The 23,308-nt window shown below is 68.3% G+C and carries 25 protein-coding genes, 1 tRNA gene and 1 pseudogene; 17 read left to right on the top strand and 10 right to left on the bottom strand.

Annotated features, from left to right (window positions below; translation table 11 throughout):
• Window positions 1-62: 62 nt before the first annotated feature.
• Window positions 63-716 carry an SAF domain-containing protein gene (locus tag ACE11G_RS13825; RefSeq protein WP_006894706.1) on the bottom strand — a complete coding sequence of 218 codons (654 nt, stop codon included), beginning with the start codon at window positions 714-716 and terminating at the stop codon, window positions 63-65.
• Between the two features lie 113 nt (window positions 717-829).
• On the opposite strand from ACE11G_RS13825, the gene nhaA reads away from it, so the two are divergent.
• Window positions 830-2,098 (top strand): Na+/H+ antiporter NhaA, encoded by a 1,269-nt coding sequence (gene nhaA / locus ACE11G_RS13820; RefSeq protein WP_006894707.1) that lies wholly within the window; start codon window positions 830-832, stop codon window positions 2,096-2,098.
• Window positions 2,099-2,198: 100 nt separating this feature from the next.
• The gene (locus tag ACE11G_RS13815) at window positions 2,199-2,504 is read left to right on the top strand and encodes an FmdB family zinc ribbon protein (protein ID WP_006894708.1); all 306 of its coding nucleotides are present in this window, start codon (window positions 2,199-2,201) and stop codon (window positions 2,502-2,504) included.
• 37 nt (window positions 2,505-2,541) lie between these two features.
• On the opposite strand, the gene ACE11G_RS13810 is transcribed toward ACE11G_RS13815, so the two are convergent.
• Window positions 2,542-3,129, bottom strand: a complete 588-nt coding sequence (locus ACE11G_RS13810; protein ID WP_006894709.1) for a 5-formyltetrahydrofolate cyclo-ligase — start codon at window positions 3,127-3,129, stop codon at window positions 2,542-2,544.
• 59 nt (window positions 3,130-3,188) lie between these two features.
• Between ACE11G_RS13810 and ACE11G_RS13805 the strand changes: the two genes are divergently transcribed.
• From ACE11G_RS13805 to ACE11G_RS13785, 5 genes are all read left to right on the top strand, one after another.
• Window positions 3,189-4,124 (top strand): UTP--glucose-1-phosphate uridylyltransferase, encoded by a 936-nt coding sequence (locus tag ACE11G_RS13805; protein ID WP_039866719.1) that lies wholly within the window; start codon window positions 3,189-3,191, stop codon window positions 4,122-4,124.
• Between the two features lie 134 nt (window positions 4,125-4,258).
• On the top strand, window positions 4,259-5,563 hold the full coding sequence (gene glp, locus ACE11G_RS13800; protein ID WP_062367640.1) for a gephyrin-like molybdotransferase Glp: 1,305 nt from the start codon (window positions 4,259-4,261) through the stop codon (window positions 5,561-5,563).
• Window positions 5,564-5,593: 30 nt separating this feature from the next.
• Window positions 5,594-6,250 carry a GNAT family N-acetyltransferase gene (locus ACE11G_RS13795; protein WP_039866720.1) on the top strand — a complete coding sequence of 219 codons (657 nt, stop codon included), beginning with the start codon at window positions 5,594-5,596 and terminating at the stop codon, window positions 6,248-6,250.
• A gap of 120 nt (window positions 6,251-6,370) precedes the next feature.
• Window positions 6,371-7,726: a gephyrin-like molybdotransferase receptor GlpR gene (gene glpR / locus ACE11G_RS13790; protein WP_375002578.1), complete on the top strand. Its 1,356-nt coding sequence runs from the start codon at window positions 6,371-6,373 to the stop codon at window positions 7,724-7,726.
• A gap of 37 nt (window positions 7,727-7,763) precedes the next feature.
• Window positions 7,764-7,943 carry a hypothetical protein gene (locus ACE11G_RS13785; protein WP_006894714.1) on the top strand — a complete coding sequence of 60 codons (180 nt, stop codon included), beginning with the start codon at window positions 7,764-7,766 and terminating at the stop codon, window positions 7,941-7,943.
• Window positions 7,944-7,967: 24 nt separating this feature from the next.
• Here the strand turns inward: ACE11G_RS13785 and ACE11G_RS13780 are convergent, their stop codons facing one another.
• The 3 genes from ACE11G_RS13780 to ACE11G_RS13770 all read right to left on the bottom strand — a co-directional run bounded on the left by ACE11G_RS13780 (window position 7,968) and on the right by ACE11G_RS13770 (window position 10,240).
• Entirely contained in the window at window positions 7,968-8,714 is a 747-nt protein-coding gene (locus ACE11G_RS13780) for a hypothetical protein (protein WP_006894715.1), read from the bottom strand.
• A 76-nt stretch (window positions 8,715-8,790) separates the two neighbouring features.
• A complete protein-coding gene (locus ACE11G_RS13775; protein ID WP_006894716.1) occupies window positions 8,791-9,321 on the bottom strand; it encodes an MmpS family transport accessory protein in 531 nt (176 codons plus the stop codon).
• A gap of 154 nt (window positions 9,322-9,475) precedes the next feature.
• On the bottom strand, window positions 9,476-10,240 hold the full coding sequence (locus tag ACE11G_RS13770; RefSeq protein WP_062367639.1) for a lytic transglycosylase domain-containing protein: 765 nt from the start codon (window positions 10,238-10,240) through the stop codon (window positions 9,476-9,478).
• 432 nt (window positions 10,241-10,672) lie between these two features.
• Between ACE11G_RS13770 and ACE11G_RS13765 the strand changes: the two genes are divergently transcribed.
• Window positions 10,673-11,401 carry a hypothetical protein gene (locus tag ACE11G_RS13765; protein ID WP_062367638.1) on the top strand — a complete coding sequence of 243 codons (729 nt, stop codon included), beginning with the start codon at window positions 10,673-10,675 and terminating at the stop codon, window positions 11,399-11,401.
• A 40-nt stretch (window positions 11,402-11,441) separates the two neighbouring features.
• On the opposite strand, the gene ACE11G_RS13760 is transcribed toward ACE11G_RS13765, so the two are convergent.
• Window positions 11,442-11,514: transfer RNA gene (locus tag ACE11G_RS13760), tRNA-Ala, on the bottom strand.
• A 528-nt stretch (window positions 11,515-12,042) separates the two neighbouring features.
• On the opposite strand from ACE11G_RS13760, the gene ACE11G_RS13755 reads away from it, so the two are divergent.
• From ACE11G_RS13755 to ACE11G_RS13715, 9 genes and pseudogenes are all read left to right on the top strand, one after another.
• Entirely contained in the window at window positions 12,043-12,870 is an 828-nt protein-coding gene (locus ACE11G_RS13755) for an HNH endonuclease family protein (protein WP_081598052.1), read from the top strand.
• A gap of 251 nt (window positions 12,871-13,121) precedes the next feature.
• Window positions 13,122-13,424 (top strand): urease subunit gamma, encoded by a 303-nt coding sequence (locus ACE11G_RS13750; protein WP_006894743.1) that lies wholly within the window; start codon window positions 13,122-13,124, stop codon window positions 13,422-13,424.
• Between the two features lie 35 nt (window positions 13,425-13,459).
• Entirely contained in the window at window positions 13,460-13,927 is a 468-nt protein-coding gene (locus tag ACE11G_RS13745; protein WP_062367637.1) for an urease subunit beta, read from the top strand.
• Complete coding sequence (locus ACE11G_RS13740) at window positions 13,927-15,645, top strand: urease subunit alpha (RefSeq protein WP_375002573.1); 1,719 nt, start codon at window positions 13,927-13,929, stop codon at window positions 15,643-15,645. Before ACE11G_RS13745 ends, ACE11G_RS13740 begins: the two co-directional genes overlap by 1 nt.
• 53 nt (window positions 15,646-15,698) lie before the next feature.
• Window positions 15,699-16,307 carry an urease accessory protein UreE gene (gene ureE, locus ACE11G_RS13735; RefSeq protein ID WP_045540040.1) on the top strand — a complete coding sequence of 203 codons (609 nt, stop codon included), beginning with the start codon at window positions 15,699-15,701 and terminating at the stop codon, window positions 16,305-16,307.
• Window positions 16,294-17,007 carry an urease accessory protein UreF gene (locus ACE11G_RS13730; protein ID WP_231650320.1) on the top strand — a complete coding sequence of 238 codons (714 nt, stop codon included), beginning with the start codon at window positions 16,294-16,296 and terminating at the stop codon, window positions 17,005-17,007. Before ureE ends, ACE11G_RS13730 begins: the two co-directional genes overlap by 14 nt.
• 7 nt (window positions 17,008-17,014) lie before the next feature.
• Window positions 17,015-17,641 (top strand): urease accessory protein UreG, encoded by a 627-nt coding sequence (gene ureG, locus ACE11G_RS13725; protein WP_006894749.1) that lies wholly within the window; start codon window positions 17,015-17,017, stop codon window positions 17,639-17,641.
• Window positions 17,642-17,649: 8 nt separating this feature from the next.
• Window positions 17,650-18,564, top strand: a complete 915-nt coding sequence (locus ACE11G_RS13720) for an urease accessory protein UreD (protein ID WP_052692460.1) — start codon at window positions 17,650-17,652, stop codon at window positions 18,562-18,564.
• Between the two features lie 87 nt (window positions 18,565-18,651).
• A pseudogene (locus tag ACE11G_RS13715) lies at window positions 18,652-19,988 on the top strand (ammonium transporter).
• Here the strand turns inward: ACE11G_RS13715 and ACE11G_RS13710 are convergent.
• The 4 genes from ACE11G_RS13710 to ACE11G_RS13695 are packed head-to-tail and all read right to left on the bottom strand — an operon-like array spanning window position 19,928 to window position 23,308.
• Window positions 19,928-20,608 (bottom strand): ABC transporter ATP-binding protein, encoded by a 681-nt coding sequence (locus ACE11G_RS13710; protein ID WP_045540044.1) that lies wholly within the window; start codon window positions 20,606-20,608, stop codon window positions 19,928-19,930. The pseudogene ACE11G_RS13715 and the gene ACE11G_RS13710 sit on opposite strands and share 61 nt — an antisense overlap.
• Window positions 20,605-21,435, bottom strand: coding sequence for an ATP-binding cassette domain-containing protein (locus tag ACE11G_RS13705; protein WP_375002569.1), 831 nt, complete (start codon window positions 21,433-21,435; stop codon window positions 20,605-20,607). Before ACE11G_RS13705 ends, ACE11G_RS13710 begins: the two co-directional genes overlap by 4 nt.
• On the bottom strand, window positions 21,432-22,256 hold the full coding sequence (locus ACE11G_RS13700) for an ABC transporter permease (RefSeq protein WP_375002567.1): 825 nt from the start codon (window positions 22,254-22,256) through the stop codon (window positions 21,432-21,434). Before ACE11G_RS13700 ends, ACE11G_RS13705 begins: the two co-directional genes overlap by 4 nt.
• On the bottom strand, window positions 22,253-23,308 hold the full coding sequence (locus ACE11G_RS13695) for an ABC transporter permease (RefSeq protein ID WP_375002565.1): 1,056 nt from the start codon (window positions 23,306-23,308) through the stop codon (window positions 22,253-22,255). Before ACE11G_RS13695 ends, ACE11G_RS13700 begins: the two co-directional genes overlap by 4 nt.

The following is a 23,308-nucleotide window of genomic DNA, read 5'->3' as shown; positions in this document are numbered from 1 at the left end:
TTGCTGAGTCTAAACCACATATAAAGGTTTCGTGCGGTGGAACAGGACCGTTCGGCTGTCATTCAGTGGAGTATGACGGCCAAGGCCATGTCTAATCCGGTCGATGCCACTCGGCGGGCCGCCTGCTCGTTCATCGCCAGAAGAATCGGCGTCGCCGCCGAGTTCATCGGTTTGCCCGACGGATTCGACGGTTCGCCGGCGACTATCGCGCCTCGGGCCAGAACGGTGGCCTCCGAATCGAGGACGTCCACCACGTCGCCCTGGCGGACCAGGGCGACGACCGACTCGTCGGCGGGGCGGATCGGCACCAGCCGCGCTCCCGGATCGCCGGTCAGTGCGGTGGGCAGCCGCGACGTGAGCAGCCGTGTCTCGGTGATCATCTCGCCGCGGCGCACCGGTCCGGTCAGCTTGCGGCCGATCGCGGAGCCGGTATCGGTGAGCGCACCGGGAGGGGACAGGTCGGCCGGAACGGCACGCGCGGCGAGATCCGCGGCGGTGAGGAGAGTGCCCGGTCGAAGATCGGTCGCAGCCGTCAGTACGATCGGCGAACCGACGTGCCGCCGCGATACGGCGAATGCGCCGAGCGCGGCGATGACGAGAAGTGCCGCAGCGATTCGTCGAATCCGAATTGACCGAAATCGTCCAGTGCCGAGAATGGCCTGCACCCGAGACAACGCGCTCGGTGAGAGGTGGCCGGGGCGATGCGAAATCGTCATACCTCAACAGTCCGCTGGGTGGCGCCGCCGGTCGTGGGCAATTCGCCGATTGTGGATGCGCACGCTCGCTCGACAACGATTTCCACAGATTCGGTGTCTGCAAAGATGTGTACATGAGCGATCACGGGGTCTACGGCCCATCGACGACCGACTCGGGGACCGATCAGGGATCGTCGCGGCGACAGGCGTGGAAGGGCTGGATCAGCGGTGACATCCAGGGCGGCGCGGTTCTTCTGGTCGCCGCACTGCTCGGCTTCGCCCTCGCGAACTCGCCGTGGCGCGAGGGGTATCACTCGATGCTGGAAACCGTGGTGGGGCCGGCGTCGCTTCATCTCGACCTGTCGCTGGCCGAGTGGGCGGCCGACGGTCTGCTCGCGATCTTCTTCTTCGTCGTCGGGCTCGAACTCAAGCACGAATTCGTCGCAGGCAGTCTGCGTGACCCGCGCCGCGCCGGTGTGCCCGTGGCGGCGGCGGTGGGCGGGATGGTGGTTCCCGCACTCATCTATGTGGCGATCGTCGCCACCAACGATCCCGAGGCGCTGCGCGGGTGGGCGACGCCGACCGCTACCGACATCGCCTTCGCGCTGGCGGTGTTCGCGATCTTCGGCGCAGGACTGCCCAGCGCGCTGCGCGTCTTCCTGATGACACTCGCGGTGGTCGACGACCTGCTCGGAATCATCGTGATCGCCACGGTCTACACCGAGACCATCGACTTCGTGATGCTCGCGATCGGGCTGGTCTGCGTCGTGGCCTTCGGGTTCGCGGTGAGATTGCGTCGCACGCACTGGTGGATTCTGGCGCCGCTGGGGCTGGCCGCGTGGGGATTCGTCCACGCGTCCGGTGTCCATTCCACCGTGGCCGGCGTCCTCCTCGGTTTCGCGGTCCCCGCCGCTCTGGTATTCGACGAGCGTCACCCGCGCACCGAATCGTTCGCGGAGACCGTGGCGCCGATCTCGGCGGGCATCGCCCTGCCGTTGTTCGCGTTTGCCTCTGCGGGTGTGACGGTCATCGGGGTGGGGCACATCGTGCAGCCGGTGAGCATCGGCGTGTTCTGCGGTCTCGTGGTCGGCAAAGTGCTCGGAGTGGTGGTCACCACCTTCCTGGTGACACGGCTGACGCCGCTGCGTCTCGCGGAGGGCATCTCTGTGCGCAGCCTCGTGCCCGTGGGACTGCTGACAGGTATCGGCTTCACAGTCGCACTGCTGATCGCCGAACTGTCGTTCTCCGACGCCACCGGTCTCCCCGCGGATCACCAACCCGCGGCGAAGGTGGGGATCCTGCTCGGTTCGCTGGTCGCGGCCGTCCTCGGCGGTGCGTTGCTCCGGTGGGACGTGCGGCATGCGCGCGTGAACGGCGAGGCCGCCGTCGAGCTGGACGACTAGGCCGAAAGCACTCGATCCGCACCGTCGCTGGCACTCGGAATGATTGAGTGCCAGATTCGGTTTACACTAGACAACGAGTTCTCGACCTTCGGAGGTTTCCGTGCCCACCTACAGCTACGCGTGCACTGAGTGCGACAACAAGTTCGACATCCAGCAGGCGTTCTCTGACGACTCGCTGACCGAGTGCCCGCAGTGCAGCGGCCGCTTGCGCAAGCTCTTCAATTCGGTCGGCATCGTCTTCAAGGGCAGCGGTTTCTACCGCACCGACTCTCGCTCGGGCGGATCGGTGGCGGCCAATTCCTCCTCCAGCGACTCCGGCTCGACCTCGTCGTCGTCCGACTCGTCGACGAGCGGTTCGGCCTCCGGGACGAGCGCCGCGGCGGCACCGGCGGCAGCCTCCGCCTGACACGGGCTCGCGCGGGTCGCTCCGCGCAAATGTCCGATCAGCCCGGTGACACGCGGCTGAATCCGCCGCCCGGGGTCAGCACCCAGTCCATCGGGACGTCGTTGGCCTCGTGCGGGACGCCGTCGTCGAACAACTCGGCATCGTGCACCACGGCCACCACCGGCGCCTCCACGGCGGCGAGGGTGCGGTCGTAATAGCCGGCACCCCGGCCGAGCCGCGCGCCGGTGCGGTCGGCGGCCACCGCCGGGACCAGGATGAGGGCGGCGTCGTGCAGCACATCCGGATCGAGCCGGTAACCCTGAGGTTCGAGCAGGCGCCACCGGCCCTGAGTCAGTGAGCTCTCGCCGCGGTACTCGCCCCACTGCAGTCGTGCCGGATCGCCCTCGGGGACGATCGGAAGCAGCACCCGCAGCCCCTGATCGAGCAGCGCGTCGAGCATCGCCGTCCCGCCGGGTTCGGCGCGGGTGGCGACGTATGCTGCGACCGTGTCGCCCGCGGCGAGTTCGACGGGCAACCGATACATCCATTCGGCGAGTTCCGCATTGCACTGGGCGAGAACGAAGGGCGACATCCGGGACCTGGCATCGAGGACGCGGCGCCGCATGTCGGACTTTTCGGTGCTCATGGCTCCCTTTCAGAGACTCACGTCCGATCCTGCCAGAAACGGCCATTACGCTGAGGCACATGTCCGACACCTCCGCTCGACCGTCAGGCCGGCGCGCCGTGATGCATGCGCCGCCCATCCCGTACACCGCCGTCGTTCCCGCGGCCGGTCTCGGCACCAGGTTTCTGCCGGCCACCAAGACGGTGCCGAAGGAACTGCTGCCCATCGTCGACACCCCCGGCATCGAGTTGGTGGCCGAAGAGGCGAAGTCGGCGGGTGCCGAGCGGCTGCTGATCGTCACCTCGCCGGGTAAAGACGGTGTGGTCGCGCACTTCGTCGAAGACCTGGTCCTCGAGGGCCGCCTCGCCAAGCGCGGCAAGGAGGCGATGCTCGCCAAGGTGCGGAACGCCCCGTCGCTGCTGGAGGTGGACTCGGTGGTGCAGGACCGCCCGCTCGGCCTCGGCCACGCCGTCGGCTGCGTGGAACCGGAACTGGCTGACGACGAGGATGCGATCGCGGTGCTGCTGCCCGACGATCTGGTGCTGCCCGGCGGAGTCCTCGGCCGGATGGCGGCCGCACACGCTCGGTACGGCGGCAGCGTCCTGTGCGCGATCGAGGTGCCCGGGGAGAAGATCAGCGCGTACGGCGTATTCGACGTCGAGGAGGTCGCCGACGATCCGGAGGTCAAGCGGGTGCGCGGCATGGTCGAGAAGCCGCCCGCAGCGGAAGCTCCCTCGAATCTGGCGGCGGCGGGCCGGTACATCCTCGACCGCAAGATCTTCGACGCGTTGCGCACCATCGAGCCGGGCGCGGGCGGCGAACTCCAGCTGACGGATGCGATCGCGTTGTTGATCGAGTGGGGCGAGCCCGTCCATGTCGTGGTCCACGAGGGCAGCCGGCACGATCTCGGGAATCCCGGCGGATACCTGAAGGCCGCCGTCGACTTCGCTCTCGACCGTGACGACTACGGTCCGGAGCTGCGGGAATGGCTGGTTCGACGGCTCGCCGACGACTGACCGATCTCGCTGTGTTCAGCGCGCCTGCGGGCTCTGCGCGGAGCGGGCCGTTAGCCTCGAACTGCGCGTTGCCCGGTCGTGCGAGCGGTCGGCGCGCACCGATCTGAGACCACTCGGGGGACGTGAGGAGAACTATGCGCTCGGTCGAGGACCATTTGAGCCTCGTGACGGCTTCGGTGGTCGCACCGCGACCGGTGCAGGTGGCCATCTCCGAGGCCGAGGGCCTGCTGTGCGCGGAGGAGGTCGTCACCTCCGACCCGCTGCCCGGTTTCGATCAAGCCGCCGTCGACGGTTACGCGGTGCGCGCGGTGGATGTGGCGCCGGCCGGCGCTCCCGCCCCCGACGATGTGACCGAGCTGAACGCGGACGGGATCGAGGTGGAGGAACTCGACGACAGCGGCCGGCTCGTGGTGCATCTCCCGGTGGTCGGAGACGTGACCGCGGGTTCGCGCACCCCGACCCGGCTGCAGCCGGGACAGGCGGTCCGGGTCGAGACCGGAGCGCCGATGCCCACGCTGGCCGACGCGGTCGTGCCGGTCAGATGGACCGACGGGGGCGAATCGCGGGTGATGGTCGGGCACGCCGTCGACAGCGGCGACTACGTCCGGCGCACCGGCGACGACGTCCGTCCCGGTGACGTCGCGGTCAGCGCGGGCGCGGTGATCGGCCCCGCGCAGGTCGGTCTGCTGGCCGCGGTCGGACGGTCGCGGGTCCTGGTGCATCCGCGACCGCGGGTCTCGGTGATCGCCGTCGGCAACGAACTGGTCGACATCGATCGGAAACCCGGTGCCGGGCAGGTCTTCGACATCAACAGCTATTCCCTCGCGGCCGCCGCGCGCGACGCCGGCGCCGACGTGCACCGCGTCGGGATCGCCGAGCGCGACCCCGCCCGCCTGCGCGAAGCCGTGGAGGCCCAGCTGATCCGGTCGGAGATCGTGGTGATCTGCGGATCGATCGGCGGGGCCGCGTCGCGCGCCGTGGGCGAGGCGCTCGCCGATCTCGGCGACCTCGAGATCGGGCGTGTGGCAATGCATCCGGGATCGGTGCAGGGCTTCGGACGGCTCGGGCGGGACGAGATCCCCACCTTCCTGCTGCCCGCCAACCCGGTCAGCGCGCTCGTCACCTTCGAAGTGATGGTCCGGCCCCTCATCCGCATCGCCCTCGGCAAACGGCAGCCGATGCGGCGCATGGTGACGGCACGGACGATCGGCCCGATTCTGTCGGTGGAGGGCCGGCGCGGATTCCTGCGCGGCCAGCTGATGCGCGACGAGCGGTCCGGGGAGTATCTCGTCCAGGTGATCGGCGAGTCGGAGAGCGGCGCCTCCCATCTGCTGGCGGAGTTGGCCGAGGCCAACTGCCTGATCGTGGTGGACGAGGACGTCGAAGAACTGCGGACCGGTGATCACGTCGATGTCATGTTCTTGGCGCAGCGCGGATAGCGGGCCGGGCCGCCTGACTACAATCGCCCTGTGCTGAGGTGGTTGGTCGATTCGCCGCGGAGCCCGGGTTGGCCGGCGGAGCTGGGACCCGTCCGGGTCAAGTCCGGTGTGGTTCGCGTGCGCCCGATCCGGATGCGTGATGCGGGCGAGTGGAGTCGACTGCGGATCAAGAACCAGAACGACCTGCTTCCGTGGGAACCGACCGGCCAGGGGCCGTGGGACGCGCGCCACCAGCCGTCGTCCTGGGCGCCGCTGTTCTCGCTCCTGAAGTCCGAGGCCAAGCGCGGAACGGTGCTGCCCTTCGTGATCGAGGTGGACGGGCGATACGCCGGGCAGCTGACCATCGGCAACGTTCAGCGCGGGGCGGTGCGCAGCGCGTGGATCGGGTACTGGGTCGATTCCGACGTGGCGGGCGGTGGCGTGGCCTCGGCCGCCGTGGCGCTGGGTGTCGATCACGCCTTCGGGCCGGTCGGACTGCACCGGCTGGAAGCCACCGTGCAGCCGGAGAACGCGGCGTCGCAGGCGGTGCTGACCAAGATCGGCTTCCGTCGCGAGGGATTGTTGAAGCGGTACATGGATGTGAACGCGCGGTGGCGCGACCATCTGCTGTTCGGGCTCACCGTCGACGAGGTGTCGGGGAGCGCGGTCGACACGCTGATCCGCGCCGGTCGCGCCCACGCCGTCTGAGGTGCTGATCGTTCGCTGAGAAATGGAAGTTCCCCGGCGCGCCTGAGCCGCACGCCGTCGGACGGTTCCTACCCTGTGGAGTGGATACTCGTCGCTCGACCCGGAAAGGAGCTGCCGGTCATGCCGACTTCTGTGCTGTGGGTGACCCTGATCGCAGTTTGGCTGTTCGTGCTGGTCCCCATGGTGCTGCGCGGTCGGCCTCAGGCCCGCAAGACAACCGAAGCGGCCGCGAACACCCGCCTGGTGCACCGTGGCGGTTCGAGTCGGCGGACGTCGAGCAGGACCGCGGCTCGGGCGCGCGCCGCCCAGCGCGCCGCCGCGAAGGCCGCCGAACAGGCGAAGGCCGCGCAGCGCAAGGCCGACGTCACGGCCGTTTCCGCGACGCAAGCGGCGGACGAAGCGGATGCGGCAGTCGACGATCGGGATGACGACGTCGACCGTCTGGAGGCCGATTCGGGGGTCATCGAGACCGTCGACGCGGAGCTCGTCGACGAAGCCGGAGACCGGACACCGGCGGAGACCGAGGACGACGATGTGGTCGATGTCGAACTCGACGACGCCGACATGGATGGACTGGACGATGCCGAGATGGTCGACGCCGAAGAGTCTGCCGAGGAGCCTGAGGCGGAGTCTGAGGCGGGGCCGGACGTGGACGTCCTGTCGGCGGTCGAGATGACCGACCAGATCCCGGTGGTTGTAGCGGACGTGGTCGACCTCGACGAGGCACAGGCCGCGCGTGACGCGGATCAGATTCCGGTGGACGAGACAGACGACGAGGCGAACGGCGACGAGGCAAACGACGGCGAGGTGTTCGAGGAAGACCAGTACGAGGAGCACGCCGAGGACGACCAGGACGCGTACGAGTACGACGAGTACGACGCCGAGTACGACGAGACCGAGTACGCGCAGGACGATGACGACGACGCAGCGGCGGCGGGCGAGTTCGGCTCCGTCCTGGACGACGACGCGGGGTCTGCTCCGACGGCGCGCGAACTGCGCGGTCGCGGCGGGCGCGGACCGGACCATGTGGCCGAACGCGAGCGGATGCAGTACCGCGAACGGCAGCGGATGGTCCTCATCCTGGCGGTGCTCACGATCGGATCTATCGTCGGCGCATTCGTCTTCCGGCCGTGGGGGATCATCGCCGCGGTCGCGATGGTCACGGTGTTCTCGCTGTATCTGGTGTTCCTGCGCAGAACGGTGCGTGAGGAGCACGCGCGAGCTGCTCAGCGCGCGGCTCGCCGCCGACGTCAGCGGTTGGAGGACGAGCGGCTGCAGTCTCGTCGAGCCGAACCCACCTACATGGAGCCGCCCGCACGCCTCCGCCGGCCCGGCGGAGCGATCGTCCTCGAGATCGACGACGAGGACCCGGCCTTCGACCATCTCCCGACTTACGACTTCGCCTACCAGTCCGAGTACGACGACAGCGCCGACGATGATCACGACAGCCTGCAGTTCCGTCGAACGGCTGTGTAACGCTGCTGTGCGGCATGATTCGCCCTAGGCTGGAGACATGAGCGACGACGACCAGTGGTACTTCGATCTCTCCACGGGCAACGTGACGCAGGGCAAGATCGGCAACGTATTCAATCGGATGGGACCCTATCCGGATGAGGCGACGGCGCGTCGTGCGCTGGAGATCGCCGCCGCGCGCAACGCGGCGGCCGATTCTCAGGACGACGAGGAGTCGTAGGCGTCTTCCGCGAGATGCACGCTGTCAGGGCTGCTCGCCGGTGCTGATCGTGTCGGGGTGGGCGACTACCCATTCCCTGCACAGTTTGGCAGCGCGGCGAAGTGCGATGAGTTCACCGAGATAGCTCGCGGCGCCGCCGACGAACGGGATCCAGCCCAGCCAGCTCAACAGGCGTGGAGAGCCCGGTCGATCGCCGAGCGACCGGGACAGGTCGTGAAGGGTGCGGCCAACGCTCCACAGCCGGGACACGAACGCCTTCTCTCGGCGGGTCGAACCGTCGTCGAAGGGTTCGGCGTCGGCAGGGGATTCGAGTCGGACATCGAGGTTCCGGCCGAACAGGATCGATGCGAGCATCGTGACCGCGGCGTCGCGTGACACCACGCCGTACTCACGGCTCACCGCACGCAGCACCAGCGCCTGGCTGGCGAATCCCAGGTAATCGGACATCGGCAGCTTCTTGGTCCAGGGACCGAAGATGCTGGGGAACGCGACGCCGCCGGTCGTCACCAGACCGATGCGGGAGACCCACCAGTCGGCGTGGTCGCGCAGTGGCAGGTCGTCCCATCCGGCGGTACCCGGCCAGTCGAGGACGTTGAGAACGCCGGACGCTGCGACGGCACTGCGGTCGAGGCAGTTCCGCGGATTCTGGAAGGCGTGCGTCCGAGGCTTCAGGTCCAGCGGATCGGCGGTGATGAGCACGTCGAGCATCGGGTCGATCGTCGCGATCGCGCGGTCGAGGACCGTCGCGACCTCTGTATCACTGAGCGCCATGCCGCTGAGCTTATCGTCGTGGGCCGGGGCGTGCAGGTCCCGTCATGGCGACGGGACCTGCGGACAACCCGGGCGACTAGCTGCTCGGCTGGCTCTCCTCGGTGGGAACGCTGTAGGTGCAGTTCGCGGTGGCCGCCGGACCCTTGCTGGTCTGGGTGTTCTTCACCTGGCCGTTCACCAGGATCTCGCAGGTGATCGTCTGGCTCGCGTCGGCCTCGAAGTCGTTCGTGGCGGTGAGGCTGGCGATCTTGCCGAACCCCTGCAGGGTCACGTCCTTGGTCCAGGGCAGCTGCGCTGCGGTGTCCTGGGCCATGTTGAAGTCCTTGTCGCTGTAGGTCACCGACGCGGTACCCCCGCCGGTGACCCGGTAGGTGACGGTGGCGGTGCTGTTCGCGGCCTTGTCGATCTCATTCGCGACGCCGCCGACCATTGCTGAGCAGCCCGCGATCACGGCGATGAACAGCACCACCAGTCCGCCGACGATCCACGGCCACTTCTTTCGCTTCTTCGCCGGCGGCTGCGGGGCGTACGGGTACGGCTGACCGTAAGGATTCGGCTGCTGACCGTACGGATTCGGCTGCTGAGGCTGCGACTCGGGGTTTGTCATCTCGGACTCCTGTGAAAGGTGTTGCCTGAGGGATGAAACCCCTCAGTCGGACATCCGGGATGGTATGCGAAGGGTCGGACAAACCGGCTTAAGTCGTCTAGTCGGACGACAGAACGGCGTCGCGTGAACGGACGCGCGCGGTGGAATGGCGCGCTCAGTAACTCCGCGCGAATCCGAGGACGTTGCTGACGTACTCGGCGGAGTTGTTGTATCGCAGGACGGCGCGGCTCTGCCCGGCCGGATCGGCCAGGTCCAGGTTCTCGTCGCAGAGGTAGCGCGCCGTCGTCAGTGCCGCGTCGAAGAGGTTCTGCGGGTCGGCCTTGCCGTCGCCGTTGCCGTCGGCCGCATAGTGTTCCCACGTCGCGGGGAGGAACTGGGTCGGTCCGACGGCGCGGTCGTACTGTGCGTTGCCGTCGAGGCGTCCGCCATCGGTGTCGGCGATGACCTGGTTGCCGGCGAGCGAGCCGTCGAGGACGGGGCCGTATATCGGATGCCGCAACTGGCCGCGCGAGTCGGCGTCACCGAAGTTGGCGTGCTGCGACTCCACCCGGCCGATGCCTGCGATCAGCTTCCAATCGATATGGCATCGGGGCGTGGTCTTGGCCATCGTGGCCGCAGCCGAGCGGTAGGCCTCGAAGTTGATGCGCGGGATCACGCCGGTCGTCACCGAGGCGGGCAGCGCGGGTGCGGGAGGGGTGGCGTGCCGTGTGGCGGCGACCGGCCGGACGGGGGTCTGGGTGGTCGACGGTGCCGGACGGGGGTCGGCCTCGGCACGGATGGGCGTCGAGGCCGCGGCGTGGTCGGGGGATGCCACGCGGTCCGGGGAACTCGACGTCACGCCCATCAGGGCCCCGGTGACCGGAACCAGGCCGGCCGCGACGAGCAGGGCGGACTTCAGCGGTTTGCGATTCGGATGCATGGTCAGACCTTGGTATCGGGGAGGGTGGCTTCCTCTCGACAGCCGGCCACGCAGGCGATTCGGGCCGCGAACGGCGGCTGTTCGAGGACTGCGGACGAACGTACATGAGTTCGTCGCGATACCGTTATTGGGTCGTTACCAAGCGCCTATGGTGCTTTGTAGTAGTTCGGTGATAATGCAGGTCAACGACGGCGCCTCGCCCAGTTTGTGAGGTGAGACACGAAACCGCAGGTAGCGTCCGATTTCCGGAGTTCGGGGTGGAGCTCACGCGCGGTGTGTCTCGCGCGGCTTGCACCTCACGCGACGTGAGGTTGCATGGTGGAGACATGGCGAACGTGTCGAAGCGGTGGAGCGTCGGTCAGGCCGCGGAGACGAGCGGACTGACGGTGCGGACCCTGCATCACTGGGACGAGATGGCTCGCCCCGCTACGGGTGCTGTCTGATCAACTCCGGCGCGTCGATCCGGAACTGATCGCTCTGGGCCGGTTGCGGGAACGACTGGCCGCAGTGGTCGCCGCCGGGGACGCCAGTGTCGAGTGCGTCGACCCTGCGGAGATGCTGCGGCTCATGCGAGCGGCTCGCACCGGCGCGGGCGAGGTGCTCGACCGCCACTTGAACGGGGAGCAACGCGAGCGCCTCGCTGCCGCAGCGGCGGAGACCGGTCCGGGCCTGGCCTACCGGACCGAGATCGAATGGCCTCATCTGTACCGACGAGTCGAGGAATTGCGCCTGTCCGGTGCGACCGCCGACGACCCGCGCGTGCAGAAGCTCGTGAGCCGGATGGAAGAACTCTCCGTACAGGTCACGGGTGATGACGCTGAGATCAGCGCCGCAGTGCGCGGCGCGTGGCGGGATGATCCTGCGGGCATGTCGGGGGGCCGCACAGGTAGCGGACCCGTGGCGTGCGTTGGCGGAGTTCGTCGATCACGCGCGGCGCGTCCACCTACCCGACGCCGCCGCCGGCGACGGCTCATGAGCTCGTGGCCCGGTGCGGGCTCGCTCCTCCCGCTGTTCGTGCCCCTGGTGATGCTGCTGATCTTGGCTGGTCTCGGCGTGATCGCGTGGGCGGTGCCGATCAGCGTGGCGGTGGCGTGCGCCGTCTTCTCATCGCTCGTCTGTTGGCGGAAGCGCTTCCGGGGATGCGGCCGTGAGAACGAGTGAGGCCAGGTCGAGGATTTCCTCTGACCTGGCCTCACTTCTGTGGAGCTAAGGGGAATCGAACCCCTGACCTACTCGATGCGAACGAGTCGCGCTACCAACTGCGCCATAGCCCCTGAGCGTCTTGCCGACGACCGGAGATCAGTCTAACAGGACGCGAACGCCGGTACGCAAAGCCCCTGCGTCGAGGGGCCGCGTACCGGCGTCCAACGGTGGCCTATCCGCCGAAACCGATGGTGATGGCGACGTGCAGGAGGTCGCCGCCGAAGACGGTGAAGTCGTTGAAGAACTGGGTCAGAGCGGGGAACATGTGTTCGCCTTTCGGTAGGAGTTGGCCGCATCGGGCGATGCCAGAAAATCGTTACACAACCGGTCGAATCGGTATCTCTATGCAGACCCGAATCACATTCACCTGCGGTGGTGGCTACGAACACAGTGCCGTTCGTGCATGAAAGAAAGTGCGTTTTACCTGCGGGGTTGCTGTGAATATCTGGTGCGCGCCGCGCTCCGCGGAGATCCGGACACCCGAAGTTAACCTGACCTCACTTCTGGTTAACGCACGGGGCGCCGGGGAAGTCTTGAGTGGCAGTCGAGACTCGCTGGTTCCGGTGTCCGAGGCGCCGTCTACTCTCGCGCATGTGGGAATGACGAGGAGGCCGCGACGGACAGCTCTGGCAGTCGCCTCCGGAGCGCTCGTCGCCGGCCTGGTGTCCGGATGCTCGCTGCCCGCGCCCGCCGCGCAGGCTCCGGCAACTCCCTCGGTGACGCGCTCGCACGTTCCCGTACCGGTGTCCCCGTCCGGGGCCGTCGAGCCGGAGACGCAGGCGCCCGCTCCCGTGGGGACGGCGCGGGCCGGGCTGGCGCGACTCGCGGTCAAGGGGCGGGCGCCGAAGACGGGGTACGCGCGCGCCGAGTTCGGTCCGGCATGGACCGACGACCAAACCGCCGCCTGGGGTCGCAACGGGCTGAGTACGCGGGAGGACATCCTCTCCCGCGATCTGACCGATGTGACGTGCAAGGTCCGCGGCACCTCGCCCCGCGTGCCGCCGTGCGTGGTGCAGTCAGGGACTCTGCACGACCCGTACACCGGCTCGGTGGTCGAATTCGTGCGCGGGAACAAGACATCGGCATTGGTGCCGATCGACCACGTCGTGAGCCTGGGCGACGGGTGGCAGAAGGGCGCACAGCAGTTGAGCCGGGCCGAGCGGATCGCCTTCTCGAACGATCCGCTGAACCTGATCGCCTCGACGCGCGCCCCCAACTCCGCCAAGTCCGACTCGGACGCGGCGTCCTGGCTCGTGCCGAACAAGAGCTTTCGCTGCGCATACGTGGCGCGGCAGGTGGCGGTCAAACTCAAGTACCGCCTGTGGGTCACCGGCGCCGAGAAGGACGCGATCTCCCGGGTTCTCGAGAAGTGCCCTGATCAGCCGCTGCCGACCGAGTCGGACGCCGTGCGCCGCACCTACGGTTGACGGCGAGGTCTTATCGCCGAGTGGGGTCGTCGACGCCGGAAAGTGGCGTGACCATTCGGACGGCCGAAATCCACTGATCTGGAACACATTCCGCGCCATCGGGTGCTACCGTGCGCCGGTCTTCGGGCGAGTTGTCCAGAACTCAGCGGCGAGTCGGAGCCGGTGCTAGTTCAAATCACATGAGTCACACCGCGGTCTTCCGTGCGGAGACGGCGGCGGGATCACCGCTCGATGTCTTTCAAGGGGATGGCATGCATTTGACGCCGCGTGAGCTCGACAAGCTGACGATTCTGAATCTCGCGATGGTGGCCGAACGTCGAAAAGCCCGCGGGCTCAAACTGAACCACCCCGAGTCAGTCGCGATCATCACCGCCGCCGCACTCGAGGGCGCTCGCGACGGCAAGACCGTCGAACAGGTCATGAGCGAGGCCGCCAACGTCCTCACCGTCGACGACGTGATGGAAGGCGTCGGCGACATGATCACCAAGGTCCGAGTGGAAGCCGTGTTCACCGACGGCACCCGTCTCGTGACGGTCCACAATCCGATTCGTTGACCACCACTCGGCGAGCTTACGAAGGGTAGCGCAGCATGGCCTCGGAGAATTCGACGAACGACGATGGGGTGCCCTCGGGAGTCCCGGTGGGCGGGTACGTCCTGCGGGACGAGCCGATCGAGCTCAACGTCGGGCGGCCCCGACAGAAGATCACCGTGCGCAACACCGGTGACCGGCCGGTCCAGGTCGGATCACACTTCCACTTCACGGAGGCGAACCGGGCACTCGAGTTCGATCGGCCCGCCACCTTCGGATGGCGCCTGGACATTCCGGCGGGCACCGCGGTGCGATTCGAGCCGGGCGACGAACAGGACGTGACGCTGGTTCCGTTCGCCGGCAAGAGCCGGGTGTACGGGTTCAACGGCATCGTCAACGGCTGGGCTCCGGTGCGCGACATCTACCGGCCGCGCTATCAGCACGTGGTGGACCTGCTCGAGCAGCGAGGCTTCAAGTCCGCGCCACAGCCCGCACAAGCCCGTACGTCAGAAATTGAGGACAAGTGATGACCAGCATTTCTCGGAAGGATTACTCGGGACTCTTCGGTCCGGTCGCCGGCGACAAGATCCGCCTCGGCAACACCGATCTGTACGTCGAGGTGGAGAAGGACCTCCGGGTCATCGGAGACGAAGCCATCTACGGCGGAGGCAAGACGCTGCGCGACGGTATGGGCCAGGACCCGTCGTCGACGAGCGACACCGGCGCCCTCGACATCGTCATCACCAACGTCGTCATCATCGACGCCGAACTGGGCGTGGTGAAGGCCGACGTCGGTATCAAGGACGGCAAGATCGCCGGTATCGGCAAGGCGGGCAACGCGTCCACCATGCACGGAGTCACGCCGGGCCTGATCACCGGGCCGGCCACCGATGCGATCTCCGGCGAGCAGTTGATCCTCACCGCGGCGGGCCTCGACTCGCACGTCCACATGATCTCGCCGCAGCAGTCGTACACCGCACTGTCCGGCGGCATCACCACGCTGATCGGCGGCGGCGTCGGTCCCACCGACGGAACCAACGGCACCACGATCACCTCCGGCGCATGGAATCTGGAGATGATGCTCAAGGCCAACGAAGGTCTGCCGGTGAATGTCCTGCACTGCGGCAAGGGCAACTCGTCGCGGCGTCCGCCGATCGAGGAGCAGCTGCTCGCCGGGGCGGGCGGTCTCAAGATCCACGAGGACTGGGGTTCCACACCGGAGGCGATCAAGACGGCGCTGGCCGTCGCCGACGATTACGACATCCAGGTGGCGATCCACACCGACACGCTGAACGAGGCCGGCTACGTCGAGGACACCATCGCCGCATTCGACGGCCGGACGATTCACACCTATCACTCGGAGGGCGCGGGTGGCGGTCACGCGCCCGACCTGCTCCGCGTGACCGCGGAACGCAATGTGCTGCCCGCGTCCACCAACCCGACGCTGCCCTACGGGATCAACTCGCAGGCGGAGCTGTTCGACATGATCATGGTCTGCCACAACCTGAATCCGCTGGTGCCGTCCGACGTCGCCTTCGCCGAGAGCCGCGTCCGCGCCGAGACGATCGGCGCAGAGAACGTGCTGCACGACATGGGCGTCATCTCGATCGTGTCGAGCGACTCGCAGGCGATGGGCCGGATCGGCGAGAACTGGCTGCGCACCGTTCAGATGGCTGACGCGATGAAGCGGTCCCGCGGCAAGCTGCCCGAGGACGCGCCGGGCAACGACAACTTCCGCGTGCTCCGCTACGTCGCCAAGGTGACGATCAATCCGGCGATCACCTTCGGTCTGGCCCACTCGGTCGGTTCGATCGCCCCGGGCAAGATGGCCGACCTGGTGCTGTGGGAGCCGGCCTTCTTCGGCGCCAAGCCCCGCACCGTCATCAAGGGCGGAGTGATCAACTGGCATGCGATGGGTGATCCGAACGCGTCCCTGCCGACCCCGCAGCCGGTGATGTACCGCCCGATGTACGGCGCCTACGGGAAGACCCTGCAGGAGACGTCCGCGACCTTCGTCTCCAAGGCGGCGTACGAGTCGGGGATCGCCGAACGGTACGGACTCGAACGCCAGGTGATCCCCGTCCAGGACACCCGTGAGATCAGCAAGGACAACATGGTCCGCAACGACTACATACCCGACATCGAGGTGAATCCCGAGACCTTCGCGGTCACCGTCGACGGCGAGCACGCGTACGTCGAACCGGCCACCCACATCAGTCTCAACCAGCTGTACTTCTTCAGCTGAACTTCATCAGCTGACCGCACCCGCTACCGACCGTATTACGGAGGCAACTCTTCATGAAAAGTCCGGCGACCGGGCTCAACGTCGTGGAGTCGATTCTCGGCAACGAGCACGACGACGAATGGAAGGCGCGGTTGGCCGACGCCGACTGCGACTACGTCTTCCTCGACCAGTGGGAGGCGCAGAAGTCGCGGCTGCGGCGGACCACCGCCAACGGCGACGAGGTGGCCGTGTCGCTGGACCGCGGCGTGCAGCTCCGCGACGGCGACGTGCTCGAATACGACGAGGACGCAAAGACCGCGATCATCGCCCGGATCACCCTTCAGGACGTGATGGAGGTGGACCTGAGCCAGGTGGCTGGACGCGACGAGAACACCGTGATCCAGACCCGTCTGGAGCTGGGGCATGCGATCGGCAACCCGCACTGGCCCGCCGTGGTCAAGGGCGTCAAGGTGTACGTGCCGCTCACCGTCGCGCAGCCGGTGATGAACTCGGTGATGCGCACGCACGCACTCGAGGGCGTGGTGCACCGGTTCATCCCCGGCGCCGAGGTGATCCCGTACATCGCGCCGCACGAGGCTCGACGGCTGTTCGGCGGTGCGGCCCGCGAGGGCGGGGGCCACACCCACACGCATCCGCACGGCCACGCCGGTGACGACCACTGACGTGACCGAGACCGGCGCCGTCCCCGACATCACCCGCTTCATGCGGGCGATGCAGTTCTCCGACACGATGCTGCCGGTCGGCTCGTTCTCCTTCTCCAACGGCCTGGAGACGGCCGTCGCCGAAGGCCTGGTCACCGACGCCGAGAGCCTGCGGCAGTTCGTGCAGGTGTGCGTGAAGCAGGGAGCGTCCTGCGACGGCATCGCCGTGCTGCACGCGCACCGCGCCGCGCTCGCCTGCGACGACGCGGGGCTCGCGGATGCCGACTTCGCGGTGATCGAGCGCAAGCTCAACGAGGAGGGCCGCGTCATGGTGACGCGGATGGGCCGCAAGCTCGCCGAACTGGGACTCCGTCTGGCGCCGATCGCCGACTGGCTCGAGCGGATCAAATCGGGCGAGGTGCCCGGCACCTATCCCGCCACCCGGGCCCTGGTGCTCGCCGAAATCGGTGCCGGCGAACAGGAGTCGTTCGGCATCCACCAGTACGGCGTCGCCGCGACCGTGGTGGGAGCGGCGCTGCGGGTGGTTCGCGTGGACCACATGGACACCCAGCAGATCCTCTTCGATGTCGGCGCGACCGCCGACGAGGACTACCACGCGGTGAAAAACCTGAGCTTGGACGACATGTCCACGTTCGCTCCCATGCTCGACATCTTCGCGCCGATCCATGTCCGATCGCACGTACGCATGTTCTTGAATTGAGGACCCAATGAAGAAGACCACTCGCATCGGCGTCGGCGGACCCGTCGGCTCGGGCAAGACGGCACTGCTGGAGGCGATCACGCCGCACTTCGTGGAGCGCGGCACCAGCGTGCTGATCATCACCAACGACGTCGTCACCACCGAAGACGCCAAGCACGTGCAGAAGGCGCTCAAAGGGGTGCTCATCGAGGAGCGGATCGTCGGCGTCGAGACCGGCGCGTGCCCGCACACCGCGGTGCGGGAGGACCCGAGCATGAACCTGGCCGCGGTCGAGGAGATGGAGGCGACCTTCCCCGACGCCGACATCGTGTTCATCGAGAGCGGCGGCGACAACCTGACGCTCACCTTCAGTCCGGCCCTCGTCGACTTCTTCATCTACGTGATCGACGTGGCCGCCGGCGACAAGATCCCGCGCAAGAACGGTCCGGGCATCGCGCAGTCGGACATCCTCGTCATCAACAAGACCGATCTGGCGCCGTACGTCGGCGCGGATCTGTCGGTGATGGAACGCGATTCGGCCGCGCAGCGCAACGGTAAGCCCTTCGTGTTCACCAACTGCAAGACCGGAGAGGGTGTCGAAGAGGTCGTCGACCTGATCGCCCACGGAGTCCTCTTCGACTCCGTCGGCGGCTGACCGAGGCCGTGGGCGCCGTGGACCTGCCCGAGCTGGCGATCTACCAGGATCAGCCCAGACAGGCCCGGGTGGGCACCCCCGGAAAGATCGGTGCGTTGCGAATGCGATTCGAACAACGGCGTGGCAGAACCGTTCTCGCCGACCTGTACCGCCAGACGCCGCTGCTGGTGCAGCAGGCCCTGTACTGGGACGAGGCCGTCCCCGACATGGCGTGCGTCTGCATCGTCTCCACCTCCGGCGGAGTGGTGCAGGGCGACCGCCTGTCGGTCGACGTCGTGGCCGAGACCGATACGCGCGTCCACATCACCACCCAGTCGGCCACCAAGGTGCAGCAGATGGACGCCAACTACGCCGTGCACGCGCAGACCTTCGTGCTCGGCGACGGGGCCTACGTCGAGTACCTCCCGGGTTCGACGATCCCGCACCGCAACTCGCGGTACGTGGTGACGAGCGACATCGAGATCGCCGAGTCGGCGACCCTGCTGTCCTCGGAGATCGTGCTGTCCGGCCGCAAGCACCACCGCGCCGACGAGGTCTTCGGGTACGACGTCTTCTCCTCGCTGATGAAGGCGCGGCGCCCCGACGGGACGCGGTTGTTCACCGAGAAGATCCTGATCGAACCGCAGCGCAGCCCCATCCGCCATCCCGGCGCCATGGGGCGCTACGACGTCTTCGGCAACGTTGTCGTGCTGACCCCGCCCGAGCACGCCGAGGCCATCCTGGTCCGAGTGCCGACCGGCCTCATCGACGGCGCCTACAGCGGCGCTAGCCGGCTCCCCGGCGACTGCGGACTCATCTTCAAGGTGCTCGGCGTGGAGCGCCAGCCCGTCACCGAACGGGTCCGGGCCTTCTGGTCGATCGTGCGCGAGGAAGTGCTCGGTGCACCGATCGGCCCCGCACAACTGTGGCGGGGCCAGCAGTGACGACGGCCGCGGCTCACCCCGCCCGCGGTTTCGCCAACCCCCTGCAGGAGGAGCCTGCAGACTCCGACAAGCCGAGGAGACGAGTGAATGTCTGAACCTTCAGCGAGCGTGCTGGCCGCCGGAGCGTCCCTGGAAGTGAGTCCGGGTGACACCGGCTGGGTGCTGATCTGCGCGGCCCTGGTGCTGTTCATGACACCGGGTCTGGCGCTGTTCTACGCGGGCATGGTCAGCAAGCGGAACGTGCTGACGATGATGCAGCAGAACATCGTGCCGATCGGAATCGTCACTCTCACGTGGGTCGTCATCGGATACACCCTGGCGTTCGGGCCGTCGAAGGGCGGGGTCACCGGCGATCTCGAACTGTTCGGGCTCTCGGATCTGGGGTCGGTGCCCACCAACCCGCGTCACGTGGTCGACGCCGCGACGCATCTGGCGATTCCGACGCTCGCCTTCGTCGCCTACCAGATGATGTTCGCGATCATCACACCCGCGCTGATCACCGGCGCGGTGGTCGGCCGGTTGAAGGCCTTCGGGTGGGTGGTGTTCCTGATCGCCTGGTCGGTGGTGGTGTACCCGCCGATCACGCACTGGCTGTGGAACCCGGGCGGCTGGCTGGTGAAACTCGGAGCGCAGGACTGGGCGGCGGAATTGTGGTGCACGCGTCGGCGGGAGCCGCCGTGGTCGCGTTGCTGCTGGTGCTCGGCCGGCGGAAGGTGTTCGGGAACCGCGCTCCGCTGCCGCACTCGATCCCGTTCGTGATCGTCGGCGCCGGAATCCTGTGGTTCGGCTGGTTCGGGTTCAACGCGGGCGACGGCCTGCGCGCCGACGGGCTCGCCGCGCAGGCCCTGCTGAACACGCACGTCGCCGGTGCGGCGGCACTGGTGGTCTGGCTGTTCATCGAATGGGTCCTGACCCGCAAGGCCACCGTGCTCGGCGCGGTGACCGGCGGCGTCGCCGGACTGGCGACGATCACTCCCGCGGCCGGATACGTCAGCACCGTCAGCGCGTTGGTCATCGGCGTGCTGGCGGGCGCCGTCTGCCACCTGGCGCTGCGGCTCAAGGACGTCTTCAAATACGACGACGCGCTCGACGTGATCGCCGTCCACTTCGTCGGCGGCGTTCTCGGCACCCCCGCCGTCGGTTTCTTCGGCAGCCGTGAGATCAACGACTCGGGCCACGACGGGCTGTTCTTCGGGGGAGGCGGGGCACTGCTCGGACACCAGGTGGTGGCACTGCTGGCGGTCATCGGCTACTCGTTCGTCCTGACGCTGATCATCGCGCTTCTCATCAAGTGGACGGTCGGGCTGCGGGTGGACCCGGCCGACGAGGACCGCATGGACGAGGTGGAACAGGGGGCCTGCGCCTACAACGACGACGAGTCGGTGACGGGTTCCACGTCGGTCCGGCCGACGGCCGGCAGCTGACCCGCAGCGTCGTCCGACAGATCCAGCACGCATCGGCTGCGCGCTCGCACGAGCGCGCGGCTGTGGCTCACGAGTGCGACGCCGACCCCGTCGCGCGCCAGCGCGCTGATCAAGTCGACGACGGCGCATGCCGAGATCGGGTCGAGCATCGCCGTCGGCTCGTCGCACAGCAGGTATCCCGGACGCTGCACGACCACTCGTGCCAGGCAGGCGCGCTGGAGCTGACCGTCGCTCACTTGTGGCGGGAACCGGTCGAGAAGATCGAGGGCGAGCCCGGCGCGTTGCGCCGCGACGGCGGCGGTGTCGCGCTCGGCGCGCCTGCCGGCGATCCGCGCCGGTTCGGTGATGGTCTGGGCCAGGGTCCATCGGGGATCGGCCACCTGTCGCGGATGCTGCGCGAGCATGGCGATCGATCCCGGCCTCGGACGGACCGATCCGTCGTACGTGACCGATCCGCGAGCGGGCCGGACCAGGCCGGCGAGAGCCCGCAGCAGCGTGGTCTTGCCGCTGCCCGACCGCCCGAGGACACCGGTGATCGAGCCGGGACGGACGTCGACGTCCACGTCGCTCACCACCTCGACACCGTCGTAGCAGACGGTCAAACCCTTCGCCTCGATCACCGGACCTCCTGCAGGAACTGCGCGATGTACTCGTCGTCGGTCAGTCGCGTCGTCGCGTCCGCAGAGTACGCAGCGTCCGCCGCGTCCGACGCTGACGTGGAGGCGAGGCCGTCGAACTCGCCGGCTGAGAACCGGGCGAGCAGTCGGCCCTCGCGCATCACGGCGATCGCATCGCAGACGCCGACCTGCCGGAGGGTCTCGATGTCGTGGGTGACGACGAGGACGCCCGCGCCGTCGGCCGCGGCTCCGGCGAGCAACCGCCAGGTCGCCGCGGCCAACTCGCGGTCGAGCGCCGAGGTCGGCTCGTCGGTGACGAGGACTCGCGGCCGGCCCGCGACGGCCGCGGCTATCGCCGCACGCTGCGCCATCCCGCCGGACACCTCGTGCGGATACCGGTCCAGCGCCCGCGCCGGATACGCGACCGCGTCGGCCAGTTCACGGACCGAGCGGTCCGCGCCCAGTACCGTCACCGTCTCGGACAAGTGGCTTCCGATGGTCCGCACCGGCGTGAAGCTCGTGGCCGGCGACTGCGGGACCAGGCCCACCTCTCGTCCGCGTACCCGATGCCACGCCGAGTCGCGAGGGTCCAGCGTGCGGTCGCCGATCCGCACGCGTCCGGTGGCGACCGAGCCGACGGGGAGCAGTCCGCACAGAGCCGAGGCGACCATCGACTTGCCGCAGCCGGATTCGCCGATCAGCGCCGTGACCGTGCCGGGTGCGAGTTCGAGCGAGACGTCGTCGAGCACGCGCTCCGCGGTGCGCCGCCGGCCCCGGTCCGCGGACACGTCCACCGTGACGCCGGCCAGGGAGGCGGCCGCGGCCGTCACCAGACGCTCCCGGCCGGCGGTCGGTGACGCCGCGCCACCAGTGTTCCCAGGCGCGTCACCGCGAGCGCGGCGGCGATCAGCGCCAGCCCCGGCACCACCAGCGTCCACCACGCACCGGTGAGCACGTCGCCGCGGGCGTCGTCGAGCAGGGTGCCCAGGCTCGCCCGATCCGGCGACAGACCCACGCCGAGGAACGACAGTGTGGTCTCGTGCCAGACCGCGTGGGGCAGAAGCACCACCATCGCGACCAGGGCCTGCCCGGTCACCGCGGGCACCATGTGCCGGGTGGCGATGAAAGTGCGGCCCGCGCCCGCGAGCCGCGCCGACTCGATCCATCCCGCGGTCTGCAGACTCAGGAGTTCGGTGCGGACCACACGAGCCACCGCGGGCCAGTGGGTCAGCGCGATGGACGCGATGATCGCGAGCGGGGCGCCCCGCCACATCGCGGCGATGACCACCCCGAGCACCAGATGGGGAAGGGCGTTGACACCGTCGACCAACCGCATGGTCAACGCGTCGAACCAGCCGCCGAAAGCGGCCGCTCCCACGCCGACGGCGATGCCGATGGCGGTCGACACCAGGGCGCAGATCGCGGCGATGAGCAGGGAGATCTGCAGGCCCTGAGCGGTCCGGATCGCCAGATCGTGGCCCGAATGATCGGATCCGAGCAGGAAATCGTGTCCGGGCGCGGTCAGCGCTCGCGCGAAGTCGGGCTGCTGCGGGCCCGCGACGAGCGGCGCGATCACCACGACGGCGACGGCCGCCAGGCCCGCCGCCAGCCATCCGGTCCGGCCGGGGCGCAGCTTCACTCGCCCGATCATGCGGTGAGCCCGATCCTCGGGTCGATCCAGGCGGCGGCCGCATCCGACAGCGCCGAGCCGACGATGACCAGCACCGCCGATCCCAGGGTGAGCGCGGCGAGCAGCGGGAAGTCGAGTCCGACGGCCGAATCGACGAGTGCCTTCGCCAGTCCGGGCCAGCCGAAGACGGTCTCGACGATCGCGGCGCCCGCGATCAGTTCGGGCAGCCGGGTCCCGATCAGTGCGAGCGTCGGCAGCACCGACACCGGGAGCACGTGGCCGCGCAGCAGCCGCATCCCGCTGATCCCGCGCGCACGCGCCGCGAGGACGGCATCCGAGCCCGTCGCCTCGACCACCGAGGCCCGGGTGGTCAACAGCAGCCACGGGATCATCGACACGGTCAGCGCCACCGTCGGCAGCACGCCGTGCGCGAGCAGATCCGACGGCGAGTAGCGGCTGCCCGGGGTTCGCGCACCCGAGGACGCGAACCAGCTCAGACCGACGGCGAAGACGGTGACCAGCACCAGCGAAACCACGAACGGCGGGACGGCGGCGAGAACGGTGGCGCCCGCGGTGCAGCATCGGTCGAGCAGTCCGCCCCTCCGCATGCCCGCCACGGTCCCGACCGACAGTGAGATCACGGTCGCCAGCGTCAAGCTCACCGCGGCCATGCCGAAGGTGAAGGGCAGGCGTTCGGTGAGCGCCGTCGCGACCGGCTGGGACAGCGTCGAGGACCAGCCGAGGTCGCCGCTGAGTACATCGCGCCACCACTGCCACCACGCCGACCACCAGCTCTGATCGACGTGATAGGCGGCGACGGTGGCCTCACGCTGAGCCTGCGTCGCGCTCTGATACCTGCTGCCCAGATACGCGGTGAGGGGATCGAACGGTGATGCCGCGGCCAGCGCGAAGATGCCGAGCGAGATGAGGCCGACGGTCGGGACCCCGATGAGGGCGCGGCGCACGAGCAGTCGGCCCGCGCGGCGCGTCCGGGATCGGCCGGCGCGCGGTTCGGGCGGTTCGTCGATCGGGGCCGGTCGCCGTACGGCGGGCCGGTTCGGCGCGATGGTCAT

Source organism: Gordonia sp. PS3 (assembly GCF_041950545.1).
In the GTDB taxonomy this organism is placed as follows: Bacteria; Actinomycetota; Actinomycetes; order Mycobacteriales; family Mycobacteriaceae; genus Gordonia; species Gordonia sihwensis.
Note: the sequence above shows the minus strand (reverse complement) of the source record. Positions and strands in the feature narration are given on the sequence as shown.